Below are 12,178 nucleotides of genomic sequence, written 5' to 3' on the forward strand. Positions count from 1 at the left end.
GCAACGATACCTGAGGATAGCGCAGACTGTCCATCACCGATCCCGCGTCAGGGTCTATTCGTCGTCTTCATCGTCCGTGGATTGATAGGTGATCCCGCCGTCTTCGGCCAAGGTACGGATCGCGGTCGTGACGACATTCATCGCCGCTTCGCCAGTTTTACGTTTTACGGGGCCCATTTCGTCAACCGCTTCGCGAATTGATCCGGCCATTCGTTGCGACATATTCGCGAGAATGTATTCGGCCCCCGCGGCTTCGTCGTCGGATCCGGCAAGTGCTGCTGATATGGCGACGTTCAGTTCGTCCGCATCAACGGCGCGAATACAGACAGGGACATCGGTTCCTTTGATCCGTGTCGCGATGTCCGCGAATGTGAAAATGTTCTTGCGGACATCATCTGCAAATTTGGGGTCATCGCCATTCAACGACGTCAGCACGTCTTCGCGGGTGGCGGCAGGGCTGGTGTTCAAGATCGCGCCAAGGCGTGCATCCGGCCCACGATTGAACGCAATCGTCGATTTCTCACAATGATCGCGCATCAACGCCTTGCCAATCTTCAGGACTGCATCGGGAGAAACGGACGATGTTTGAGACATACCAAAACTGATCCGCCGCGCGCGTTCACCAGGCAGTTTTCCCAAAACTTCAGCGGCCTTTGCGACCGGCAGTTTAGATAGAACAATTGCGCCGATATGCGTGCTTTCGGCTTCCATCAGCGTAACAAGATCGTCTTCTGACAGGGCCGTCACCATTGGCCATGGATCACCATTTTGGGCAGCAATGATTTCTGCGCGCAGCCGTTCGGCCAGATCAGGGCTGATCTGGTCACCAAGCGCATCAAGCGCTTGCAGCGTGCTGCCGGGTGCGACAAGACCGATTGAATCCAGTTCTTCCAGAAACTCTGCCGCGACCTGTTCGACCGTTGATTTGTCGACAAGCCGAATAGCGCCAAGTTCGTGCGCCAACGCCGCTTGCAGCTTTTCCGGCATACGGGTCAGGGGAATCCCGTTCCCATCGCGGAAAAGCATTTGAACGATCAATGCAGCCTTGCGCCGACGCGTAAGGCCAGCGGGCGGGGTGGGGGATGCGGAGGATAATTGGCCAAGCTGTTGCATGGCCTTGTTGTCTCACTTCGTCCTAAACAAAGTGTAAAGACAATCAGTCATTTGCAGGGTGTGTATAAAGAATCGACATCTCTTTCAGCGCAGCCGCTGTTTCAGGCGAAAGCGCCTGTAGATTGTCTGTCAGCGCATGCATTTCGTGCAGATGGCCCATGATTTCATCAGTCTCGGCCTGCGTAAAGTCACGGTCAGGACGGGCAAACGCGCAGATGCTTGGGCTTGCGTCTTCGCCAACGGCGCATGCGATCCCGTATTTCAGGCCGTGCTCTGCAGCCGCTTTGAAGACGCCAGCAACATCCAAGTCAGCCAATTCGGCCCAAGTGCGGGATCCACGGTTTTCAAACCCCCAATGCACAGCCGGATCCGTCATGACGTAACCGTTCTGGGAATAGTGGTCCAACCACTTCTTTTCGTATGTCTGGAACAAGAAAGTCGGGGTCGTATAGCGGATGTGCAAGGCCAAAGCGTAGCCAGAAGGCGACAAGACCTTCAGCTCTGCTAATTTCGCTTTTATTTCAGCCTGTCCAGCCATAATATCGCACTCGCTTTATAGTTGCCTGTATGACGTTTCAGTATATACAGGCCCAAACCTACCTGTGTGGCGCATGTTACCCGAGATGTCGTGTTTGTGTTAGTGCTTTTTGAGGGTTCGGCTCAATAGGATAATTGATGGAACGGCTCCTTAGTTCTGATGACCTCAACCAGCTTGCGCCCGCAGGGTTCCATATTGCGTTGCGTATCGGTTTTGCTTTTCCGCTCGAAGAACAAAATGCTTTCCCGCCACCATGGGTCGAACACTACACAATGCAGCGGTTTATGCTGTTCGATCCGGTTATTAGATGGGTCTACAGCAGTTCAGCAGCCGCGATTCGCTGGAGCGAAATTGAACTAGAAGACCCGCGTAAGGTGCTCGCCCAAGCACAGACATTTGGGCTGCGATATGGGGCCACTGTATCGGTCACGGATAAGGTTCAAAAAGGTTTACGATCCTTCGGGTCGTTTGCACGAAATGATCGCGAATTTACAGACCTCGAGATCCGGCTTCTGAACGCATTTATCCAACGACGTCATGAGGAAACAGCACCTCCGTCAAACCTGACCCGCGCCGAACTTGAAGTGCTTCAAATGATTAAAAACGGCGAACGGATTAAGCAGATCGCACATGAATTAGGCGTCAGCGAAGGTGCCATCAAGCAGAGGTTGAAGAACGCGAAGCTGAAACTGGATGCCAAAACGGGGCCTCAGGCCGCAGCTTTGGCCAGTCAGTTTGGACTAATTTAGTTCCAAATTTAGTTGATTTTTGAAAACTGGGAATGTTTCTAACTGGTTAATAGTAATGGCTGTTAAGACCTATTAACTATAAAATTATTTATAAACTTTCCTAAAATGCTATGCGTTGACTCTCTAAAGTGGAGAGGGAACCATGGAAAATATTACGTTTAAACTTGCGGACATGCACCAACATGGTGCTGCTTTTTTTGAATTTCTTGCCCTGCGAAAGAAGTTCTTCGTCGATAATCTTGGGTGGGATATCCCCCATGACGAATCACATGAGATGGATCAATATGACAACCCACAGGCGAGTTATTCGCTTGTTTTGAAAGATGGAATGGTGATTGGTGGGGCGCGGGTGATGCCTACAACATCACAATGGGGCACGCATACATATATGCTGCGTGACGCAGTCCAGGGGAAATTGATCGATATTCCAGCCAACATCATGGGGCGCGATATTGTCGACGCGGACATGTGGGAATGTACCCGTCTTGTGATGTGCGACAGCGTCCGGACACATGCCGAACGCAGCACATGTTTGCGCATGATCGTGGATGGGCTGATTGATCTGGCCAACGAAAAAGGCGCGACCAAACTGATGTGTCTGTCCACCTTGGCGATGATGCGCGCACTGCGTCAGCTTGGCTATGATGCGGAACGTATGGGTGACACGTATCTCAATGATGGCGATGGCCGCCGTTACGCCGTTCTGGGCATGTCAGCCGCGCGTCAGACCGCCTTTGTGCCGAAAGCTACGCACCGCCCGCAGCCACAGCCACTACACGCGCCGTCAAAGGTGTAACGGTGCGAGGTTTAACGAGTTTTCGGTCATGTGCGCGGTATAACAAAAGAAACGGGAGGCAATCTGCTGCCCCCCGTTTATCTGTTTAACTTGTTGTTTCAGCGACGCAGGTGTTTGCGTCCGCGTCAAAAACCATACCTTCAGCGCATGATATTGCCGCTTGCTGATCTATCGCATGGGAGCCATGGCACCCTTGGGCGAAGGCCGCCACAGGCGAGATGGCAATGAAAAGGGCGGCGATAGTCAATTTGATCTTCATCGTTCACTCCTATTTGTTTCCGTAGGGGAATCTTAGCAGCAAATCCATAAAAGTCACGTTGACGTTTCGCCGACCGCTTAGCCGAAGACCCGTTTGAAGATCGTGTCGACGTGTTTAGTATGGTAGCCAAGGTCGAATTTCTCTTTGATCTCGTCTTCAGACAAGGCCGCAAGAACGTCGGCATCACCAAGCAATTCTGTTTGGAAATCTTTGCCTTCTTCCCAAACTTTCATCGCATTGCGCTGCACCAGTTTGTAGCTGTCTTCACGGCTGACACCAGCCTGTGTCAGAGCCAGTAGAACCCGCTGGGACATCACGAGGCCGCGGAATTTGTTCATGTTGGCCAGCATGTTGTCCGGGTAGATCACCAGCTTTTCGATCATGCCTGCCAGACGGTTCAGCGCAAAGTTCAGCGTAATCGTTGTGTCCGGACCAATCGCGCGTTCCACAGAGGAATGCGAAATATCGCGTTCGTGCCACAGCGTGACGTTTTCAAGGGCAGGGGTGACGGACATACGCACCAAACGCGCAAGACCCGTCAGGTTTTCAGTCAGCACAGGGTTACGCTTGTGCGGCATCGCAGAAGAACCTTTTTGGCCCTTCGAGAAGAACTCTTCAGCTTCAAGCACTTCAGTACGCTGCATGTGGCGGACTTCGGTCGCGATGTTTTCCATGGAAGACGCAATCACACCCAACGTGGCAAAGAACATCGCGTGACGGTCGCGTGGGATCACCTGTGTGGAAATCGGCTCAGGTTTCAGGCCCATCTTTTCGCAAACGTGCTCTTCGACGCTTGGATCAATGTTTGCAAACGTACCAACCGCACCAGACACAGCACCAGTCGCGATTTCTTCGCGGGCCAGTTTCAGACGGGCAAGGCCGCGATCCATTTCGGCGTAGAAGCGCGCGAATGTCAGACCCATTGTGGTTGGTTCCGCGTGGATACCGTGGGACCGACCGATGCGAACGGTTTCTTTATGCTCGATCGCACGGTCCTTCAGAGCTGCAAGAACACGTTCCATGTCCTTGATCAGAATGTCGGATGCGCGCACCAGCTGGACGTTGAATGTGGTGTCCAGAACGTCGGACGATGTCATGCCTTGGTGTACAAAACGGGCTTCGTCATTGCCGACGATATCCGCAAGGTGCGTCAAGAACGCGATGACGTCGTGCTTTGTCACCGCTTCAATCGCGTCAATCGCGGCCACGTCGAACTCAACATCCTTGGCTTTCCAGACCGCGTCCGCGTTTTCCTGCGGGATCACACCAATGGCAGCTTGGGCGTCACAAGCGTGGGCCTCGATCTCGTACCAGATGCGGAACTTGGTGGCTGGCTCCCAAATGGCAGTCATTTCGGGGCGAGAGTAACGTGGGATCATGGGATCATGGCCTTTTGTGAATGGGCAACAGCGTATCCGCGCGTCATAAAGGGCCGCGACCTAAGGCTCAAGTGCCGTTAGGTCAGAAGAACAAGGGCAGGGACGAAGATGTTAAAAGCGGCTGATTTCGCGGGCGATTGGCAGTTAGACCGCACGATCACGGATCGGCACGGCGGAATGGATGGCACTTTGCAGGGGCTAGTGACACTGTCAGGGCAGGGTGATGCACTGCGCTACGAAGAAACGGGGCGGCTGAAACTGCAAAGCGGACCGGTGATGCAAGCGACGCGGGCTTACCTTTGGACGTTTGAAGAGGCACGCGTGGTCGTGCGATTTGCGGATGGCGCTGATTTTCACAGCTTCATTCCGGAAGGAAAGGTGCCGGGGACGACGCATCTGTGCGGTGAAGATTTGTATGACGTGACCTATGATTTCCGCGCTTGGCCCGCCTGGACAGCGACGTGGTCGGTGCGCGGACCGCGTAAGGATTACACATCTGTGTCGCATTACAGCCGATAGGTTTCGACGCAAACATCTTGCAAGTGCAGCATCGCTCGGGCAATAAGTTCCGCAACGTATAACAAAGCGGGGGAAAGCCTGATGGCATTCGCACTCAACGACAAAGTTCTCATCGACACATTTGCCAATAACGAAGGCGCAATGCGCCGCGCCAAACAAGCGATCATGGTGATCCTTGGTGTGGCTGTGCTGGCCCTGACCGCAAAGATGCAGTTCTTCATCCCAGGCAATCCTGTGCCTGTGACACTGACAACATTCGCAGTGCTGACAATCGGCGCAGGCTATGGCGCACGTTTGGGCGCGCTGACCATCGCGGGCTACCTCGCAATCGGCGCGATGGGTTTTGACGTATTTGCTGGGTCTTCCGCTGAAAAAGCTGGCCTTGTTTACATGATGGGCGGCACTGGCGGTTACCTTGTTGGGTACATGCTGGCGGCACTGGCCCTGGGTGTTGCGGCGCGCAAAGGCTGGGACCGTAACGTTGTGACCATGGGTCTGGCGATGCTCGTGGGCTCTGCGCTGATTTACATCCCCGGCCTGCTGTGGCTGCACCAGTTCGCATCCGGTTGGGAGCAGACGCTGGCATGGGGTATCACACCATTCCTGATCGGTGACGCGCTGAAACTGGCACTGGCGGCATTGATCGTACCAGCGCTGTGGAAGCTGATCGGCAACGCACGCACATAAGCAAACCTTGGTTTGAAACAATTGAAAGGCGCAGCCGTTGGCTGCGCCTTATTTTATTCTGGTACCTGTTGCGACTGGACACGGGAATAACGTGGGCCAGTGGGCGTTTTCGAGTTCTGCATGCCTCCGGCGGGGATATTGGAAGCCAAAAGAAGTGGATTAACCCAGTTTTGTGACCACTTCATTGGTGCGTTCCAAGGTTTTGTGGACCGGACATTTATCTGCGATTTCCAACAGGCGGGCCTTTTGTTCTTCGTCCAGATCACCGGTGAGGTGGATCGTTCGTGTGAAGCAGTCGATCTTGTTGCCCGCTTTGCTGTCGCTTGCGTGGCATTTGCCGTGGTCGACATCGACTGAGATACCATCCACTGGCCAGCCTTTGCGTCGCGCATACATCCGGATCGTCATCGATGTGCACGCACCTAGCCCCGCAGAGACCAGACCGTAGGGCGTCGGTCCAGTGTTCGTGCCGCCGACTTTGACCGGTTCGTCCGCGACCATCGTGTGATCGCCGACTTGGATGGTCTGGGCGAAACTATCGGGGCTGGTTTCTGTGACGCGTAAGGTGCCCTCTGGCGCTTTGGCGGCCTGTGTTCCGACCGGAGCGGGCAGGTAGCGGCGTGACCACGTCGTGATGACATCAACCGCGTAGGCCGCGTCTGCGGGTTTGCTGAGCAGGTGATCGGCATCGTCGAGTGTCACGAAGCTTTTAGGGTGTTTAGCGCCAAGGAAAATCTCGCCGGCATTTTCAATACCTACGACGTGGTCGCGCGGGGCATGAAGCACCAGCAGGGCGGCGTTCAGTTTGGCCAAGGCAGGCTGCAGGTTTGCGGCAGCCACATCATCGACAAAACCCTGTCCGATATTCAGCGGACGCCCGCCAAGCTGCACTTCGGCGACACCGTGTTCTGCGATGCTTGCCAGTGCTGCCCCGAAGTTGTGGGTGACATGACCCGGATCGGCTGGGGCACCGATGGTCACAACGCCTTTGATCGACGGCATGTCAGGCGCTGCACGCAGGACAGCCGCACCGCCCAGTGAATGCCCGATCAACAGCGTCGGCGTCAGGCCGCGGCGATCCAGTTCGGCCGCGGCTGCATGCAGGTCCGCGACGTTAGAGCTGAACGTCGTAGTCTCGAACGCGCCTTCGGAATGGCCGAGCCCTGTGAAATCAAACCGCAGCACAGCGATGCCGTTATCCGCAAGCCCGCTCGCCAAACGACGCGCGGCTACGATTTCCTTGGAGCAGGTAAAGCAATGCGCGAAAAGCGCCACAGCCCGTGGCGTTCCATTTGGCATATCAAGCCGCGCGGCAAGCATATGGCCTGCGTGGCCGGCGAAAGTGAATTTTTCGGATGTCATATGTGTCTTTCCCGTTCCTTGGGGCCCGTTGCCGGGTCATCGTTCTGCGTTGGGTCATAGGTGGCGTTTGGACGCGGGCGGTGCAATCTTTGCGTGGGCTTGTCACGCAATGGTGACGTTTGTGTCTGTCTTGGGTAGATAGTTTCCATGACGATGATCCTTGGCCAAATCCCTGAAAACCAACGCCAAGCGGCGGCTGCGCGCCTGCCTGGGATACAGCCCGTTGCGGGGATGGATTGGATTACAACAGACGGTTCCTATGCGGATCAGATCGCATTGAAACAGACGTTACGCGCGGAACGGCCCACGGACGTCCTGCGCCAATTGCCGGAAGCAGACGACGCGGCGGCTGAACTACTGGTCGAGGTTTTGAAGCTGCTGAAACACCGCGCCGGTTTTGATGTCTTGGCGACAAAAGTCATCTGTCCGGACGGGCGGTATGTCGACACGTCCGGCGCGCCCTTGCAAGTGCTGTCGCAGCTCCTGCAAGAGGATTTGGTGATCCATCAGCCCATGGGTGACGTGCACGGAATGACCGCCGCATTGCTCTGTTTTCCGGCGTCTTGGACGCTGGCGCAGAAGATCGGCAAACCGCTGACCGCGATCCATAATCCGGTACCGGAATACGACGCTAACCTTGCGAAACGTGTGCAGCGGTTGTTTGACGGGATCCAGGTCGGGCGACCGCTCTGGCGTGCCAACCTGCTACGGTACGACGATCCGGCGTTGTATCAACCACGGACGGAAGGCAACCCACGCCCCGTCGGCACAGCGCAAAGCCTTTATGAACGCAGCGAACGTCAGACGTTGTTCCGGCTCCCGCAGACCCGCGCCGTGGTCTTTGCGATCCACACGGTCGTCGCCCTTGCGTGAAACGTGATGGACGGGGCGCGGCGGCTGTTCTACCTCTGGACCAACAGTTGAAGGAGCCCGAAATGGTCGTCACGCTTTCCCACATCCAAGCCGTTCATGCGGCGATCAAACCCTCGACGATTGAAACGCCTATGGTCAAGGCCACGCGGCTATCGCAGCATCTGGGCGTTGATCTGTACCTCAAGCTTGAAAACCTCCAGCACACGAACGCGTTCAAGGCGCGGGGGGCATTGGCGAAATTGCTGACGCTGTCGGACGCTGCGAAAAAGGCGGGTGTGATTGCCTGTTCGGCTGGGAACCACGCGCAAGGACTGGCCTATCACGCCAATCGTCTGGGCATTCCTGCGGTGATCGTGATGCCCGAAGGGACGCCGTTTAACAAAGTGAAGCGAACCAAAGACATGGGAGCCGAGGTCGTGATCCACGGCGTAGGTTTTGACGATTCCGTGCAGTTCACGCTGGATATGGCAGAGGAAAAAGGGATGACCTTTGTGCATCCATTTGATGATCCAGAGGTCGTGTCGGGGCAGGGCACCGTAGCGCTCGAAATGTTGGCGCAGGAACCTGATCTGGATGCGATTGTGGTGCCTATCGGCGGCGGTGGGCTAATTGCGGGGATGGCCACGGCGGCGAAGGGATTAAAGCCACAGATCGAAGTGATTGGGGCACAGGCGCATTTGTTTGACGCGGCTAAGGCAAACTTTGATCAATCCAGCACACATTTCGGTGGTGCGACTTTGGCCGAAGGGATCGCAGTGAAAGCACCTGCGGAGGCAAACCTCGCCGTGATCCGCGATCTGGTGGACCGCGTGGATGCGGCAACCGAGGTCGAGATCGAACAGGCCGTGTTTGACCTGCTGTCGGTGGAAAAACTCGTGGCCGAAGGGGCGGCGGGCGCGGGCCTTGCGGTGATTAAAAACAACCTCGACAAATTCGCGGGCAAGAAGGTCGGCCTGCTGATCTGTGGGGGCAACATCGACAGCCGTGTGCTGTCCACGCTGATCGTGCGGGGGCTGATGCGGGACGGTCGGATCACACGACTGGTGTTCGAAATCGCAGACACGCCGGGGCAACTGTCCAAGATTTCACAGATCATCGGGGACGCAGGGGCCAACGTGATCGAAGTGATCCACCAACGCATGATGCAATCGGTATCGCTGAAACAAGCGGAGCTGGAAGTGGTGATCGAAGCGCGGGACCAGTTCCATGTGGACGAGATATTGGGGGTGCTGGAGGGGGCCGGGTTAAGGGTGCGGGTGGTTTGAGCGGTGGCGGTGTGCTCGAACTCTCGAGTACCATTCTAGCAAGACTAGAGATTTTTTAGTACAGTAACGAGAAAGATTTTCTATGATTTTTAGAAGAATTGCTTTTGCACTTGCAACAGTATTGTTCGCTCCAACGATCGCGCTTGCTGATTGTAAGACGGCTGAAGAAATGCTGGACTTCCCAAAGTCCGCACTCAATGGGGTAGAGCCTTGCGACCGACTTAGCACGATCTTTTTGCGCTACAATGAGATATCATCCCGGGCTAGGTTTTCGATCGGGACGTTGGCACAAGCCGATTACATCTACTATGTCTTGTTCAAATCAAGTGTCCTCTCTGAGCCTTCCGTCATGGGCAAAGGCGTGATACTGATGAGCGCGCTCGCGGTCTTGCCGGAAAATGATACGGTAAGGTCAGCTGCCTATAAGTTTGCGATCCTACGAGAGTATGCTCGCCTTTCCCCCGATGAGGCGACGACACTAAGTAATCACGTCAACGCTTTGGCATTTGCCTTGAAATCAAGCTTCGAGAACTCAGGATTTGAAAATGTGGCTGCGTTAGATTGTTTCATTGATGCAGACATTCCAAATTTGAGCGTGGAAACAGTTCTCGGCTCCAAATTTTTCGAAGACTGTGTGACGCAGCACCATTAATGCATGGACCTGACGGGGACTTATTACGATTGGCCTTTTGAGCCGTTAGGCGAAAAGAAAGTGAATGCAACAAAGTCACTAAAAAAGGGCGCCCCGCTTGGGACGCCCTTCTTAATTTCAAGCCTCTGCCAAATTAGCAGGAGTAGTACAGCTTGTATTCCATTGGGTGTGGTGTGTGCTCGTAGGCGTACACTTCTTCCCATTTCAGGTCCATGTAGCCCTGCAGCTGGTCTTTGGTGAATACGTCACCAGCGATCAGGTAATCATGGTCTGCTTCGAGAGCTTCCAGCGCTTCGCGCAGGGACCCACAAACAGTTGGGATTTCAGCCAGCTCTTCTGGTGGCAGATCGTAAAGATCTTTGTCAGATGCTGCACCCGGGTCGATTTTGTTTTTGATGCCGTCAAGGCCAGCCATCATCAGTGCTGCGAAGCACAGGTATGGGTTGGCTGCTGGATCAGGGAAACGTGCTTCGACGCGTTTTGCCTTGGGGGATTCGGCCCAAGGAATACGGACACAACCGGACCGGTTAGACGCAGAGTAGGCGCGCAGAACTGGTGCCTCAAAGCCCGGGATCAAACGCTTGTAAGAGTTTGTGGACGGGTTTGTGATCGCGTTCAGAGATTTCGCGTGCTTCAGGATACCACCGATGAAGTACAGGGCTTCCTGTGACAGATCAGCGTATTTGTCGCCTGCGAACAATGGCTTGCCATCTTTCCAGATGGACATGTTCACGTGCATACCTGTGCCGTTATCGCCAGCGATTGGCTTTGGCATGAATGTCGCGGATTTGCCGTAGGCTTGGGCTACGTTGTGCACAACGTATTTGTACTTCTGGATCTCGTCAGCTTGGTGCGTCAGCGTACCAAAGATCAGGCCCAGTTCGTGCTGGCAAGACGCCACTTCGTGGTGGTGCTTGTCGACCTTCATGCCCATGCGCTTCATTGTAGAAAGCATCTCGCCGCGCATGTCTTGTGCGTCGTCGATTGGGTTCACAGGGAAGTAACCACCCTTAACGCCCGGACGGTGGCCAGTGTTGCCCATTTCGTATTCTGTGTCTGTGTTCCATGCACCGTCAAGCGCATCAACTTGGTAGGACACTTTGTTCATGGACACTTGGAAGCGCACGTCGTCGAAGACGAAGAATTCTGCTTCTGGGCCGAAGAATGCTTGGTCACCGATACCGGAAGAGATCAGGTAAGCTTCTGCTTTTGCAGCGGTGCCGCGTGGGTCACGTGTGTAGCTTTCGCCAGTGTCCGGCTCAACAACGTTACAGTGAATGCAAAGTGTTTTCTCAGCGTAGAAAGGGTCAAGGTAGACGCTTTCAGCTTGTGGCATCAGTTTCATGTCGGACTGATCGATGGATTTCCAACCCGCGATGGAAGACCCGTCAAACATGAAGCCTTCTTCGAGGAAGTCTTCGTCAACCAGATCAGAGACCACAGTCACGTGCTGCAGTTTGCCGCGCGGGTCTGTGAAGCGCACGTCGACGTATTCAACGCCTTCGTCCTTGATCATTTTGAGAACAGCTTTGTTGTCCATCGATATGTCCTTTTGTTTCGTGTCGTGTGTTAGGTGTGTGTTGGTCGGTAGGGCGGCTCAGTGTGCCGCGCCTTAGAGTGCGTCGTCGCCGGATTCGCCAGTACGGATACGGATCGCTTGCTCAACAGGGGAGACAAAGATCTTACCGTCGCCGATTTTGTCTGTTTTCGCAGCACCGATGATAGCCTCAACAGCCGCATCGACTTGATCATCAGCCAAAACGATCTCGATTTTCACTTTCGGGAGGAAATCAACAACGTATTCCGCGCCACGGTACAATTCGGTGTGGCCTTTCTGACGGCCGAAACCTTTGACTTCGACGACGCTGAGACCTTGGACGCCTACGTCTTGCAAAGCTTCTTTCACTTCGTCGAGTTTGAATGGCTTAATAATGGCTTCGATCTTTTTCATAGGCCCGCGACTCCCCTTGATATATTCAGTGATGC

The 12,178-nt window shown here is 54.7% G+C and carries 13 protein-coding genes; 7 read left to right on the forward strand and 6 right to left on the reverse strand.

What is annotated here, in order from left to right; all coding sequences use genetic code 11:
* Positions 1 to 54: 54 nt before the first annotated feature.
* Positions 55 to 1,113, reverse strand: a complete 1,059-nt coding sequence (locus AC0L7R_RS07695; RefSeq protein ID WP_473660053.1) for a FliG C-terminal domain-containing protein — start codon at positions 1,111 to 1,113, stop codon at positions 55 to 57.
* A 43-nt stretch (positions 1,114 to 1,156) separates the two neighbouring features.
* Complete coding sequence (locus AC0L7R_RS07700; RefSeq protein WP_473660055.1) at positions 1,157 to 1,651, reverse strand: autoinducer binding domain-containing protein; 495 nt, start codon at positions 1,649 to 1,651, stop codon at positions 1,157 to 1,159.
* A 137-nt stretch (positions 1,652 to 1,788) separates the two neighbouring features.
* On the opposite strand from AC0L7R_RS07700, the gene AC0L7R_RS07705 reads away from it, so the two are divergent.
* Both AC0L7R_RS07705 and AC0L7R_RS07710 read left to right on the forward strand, forming a co-directional pair.
* Positions 1,789 to 2,400: a helix-turn-helix transcriptional regulator gene (locus AC0L7R_RS07705; protein WP_247128149.1), complete on the forward strand. Its 612-nt coding sequence runs from the start codon at positions 1,789 to 1,791 to the stop codon at positions 2,398 to 2,400.
* A gap of 142 nt (positions 2,401 to 2,542) precedes the next feature.
* Complete coding sequence (locus AC0L7R_RS07710; protein ID WP_348109167.1) at positions 2,543 to 3,196, forward strand: acyl-homoserine-lactone synthase; 654 nt, start codon at positions 2,543 to 2,545, stop codon at positions 3,194 to 3,196.
* A gap of 336 nt (positions 3,197 to 3,532) precedes the next feature.
* Here AC0L7R_RS07710 and purB read toward each other — a convergent pair whose 3' ends face one another.
* The gene (gene purB / locus AC0L7R_RS07715) at positions 3,533 to 4,834 is read right to left on the reverse strand and encodes an adenylosuccinate lyase (protein WP_348109168.1); all 1,302 of its coding nucleotides are present in this window, start codon (positions 4,832 to 4,834) and stop codon (positions 3,533 to 3,535) included.
* A gap of 108 nt (positions 4,835 to 4,942) precedes the next feature.
* Here purB and AC0L7R_RS07720 point away from each other — a divergent pair, with 108 nt between their 5' ends.
* Together AC0L7R_RS07720 and AC0L7R_RS07725 are read left to right on the forward strand one after the other, a co-directional pair.
* Positions 4,943 to 5,353 carry a DUF6314 family protein gene (locus tag AC0L7R_RS07720; RefSeq protein WP_473660058.1) on the forward strand — a complete coding sequence of 137 codons (411 nt, stop codon included), beginning with the start codon at positions 4,943 to 4,945 and terminating at the stop codon, positions 5,351 to 5,353.
* Positions 5,354 to 5,434: 81 nt separating this feature from the next.
* Complete coding sequence (locus AC0L7R_RS07725) at positions 5,435 to 6,040, forward strand: biotin transporter BioY (protein WP_473660060.1); 606 nt, start codon at positions 5,435 to 5,437, stop codon at positions 6,038 to 6,040.
* Between the two features lie 159 nt (positions 6,041 to 6,199).
* Here AC0L7R_RS07725 and AC0L7R_RS07730 read toward each other — a convergent pair whose 3' ends face one another.
* Positions 6,200 to 7,402: an alpha/beta fold hydrolase gene (locus AC0L7R_RS07730; RefSeq protein WP_473660062.1), complete on the reverse strand. Its 1,203-nt coding sequence runs from the start codon at positions 7,400 to 7,402 to the stop codon at positions 6,200 to 6,202.
* Positions 7,403 to 7,549: 147 nt separating this feature from the next.
* Here AC0L7R_RS07730 and AC0L7R_RS07735 point away from each other — a divergent pair, with 147 nt between their 5' ends.
* From AC0L7R_RS07735 to AC0L7R_RS07745, 3 genes are all read left to right on the forward strand, one after another.
* Positions 7,550 to 8,275 (forward strand): heme-dependent oxidative N-demethylase subunit alpha family protein, encoded by a 726-nt coding sequence (locus tag AC0L7R_RS07735; RefSeq protein ID WP_473660064.1) that lies wholly within the window; start codon positions 7,550 to 7,552, stop codon positions 8,273 to 8,275.
* Between the two features lie 62 nt (positions 8,276 to 8,337).
* Positions 8,338 to 9,540, forward strand: coding sequence for a threonine ammonia-lyase (locus tag AC0L7R_RS07740; RefSeq protein WP_473660066.1), 1,203 nt, complete (start codon positions 8,338 to 8,340; stop codon positions 9,538 to 9,540).
* Positions 9,541 to 9,622: 82 nt separating this feature from the next.
* Complete coding sequence (locus AC0L7R_RS07745) at positions 9,623 to 10,192, forward strand: hypothetical protein (protein ID WP_473660068.1); 570 nt, start codon at positions 9,623 to 9,625, stop codon at positions 10,190 to 10,192.
* Positions 10,193 to 10,325: 133 nt separating this feature from the next.
* Here AC0L7R_RS07745 and glnA read toward each other — a convergent pair whose 3' ends face one another.
* Together glnA and AC0L7R_RS07755 are read right to left on the reverse strand one after the other, a co-directional pair.
* Positions 10,326 to 11,732 (reverse strand): type I glutamate--ammonia ligase, encoded by a 1,407-nt coding sequence (glnA, locus tag AC0L7R_RS07750; protein WP_348394438.1) that lies wholly within the window; start codon positions 11,730 to 11,732, stop codon positions 10,326 to 10,328.
* Positions 11,733 to 11,804: 72 nt separating this feature from the next.
* The gene (locus AC0L7R_RS07755) at positions 11,805 to 12,143 is read right to left on the reverse strand and encodes a P-II family nitrogen regulator (protein ID WP_247128138.1); all 339 of its coding nucleotides are present in this window, start codon (positions 12,141 to 12,143) and stop codon (positions 11,805 to 11,807) included.
* Positions 12,144 to 12,178 lie beyond the last annotated feature (35 nt).

The sequence above is a fragment of the Yoonia sp. D2-7 genome, assembly GCF_055809435.1.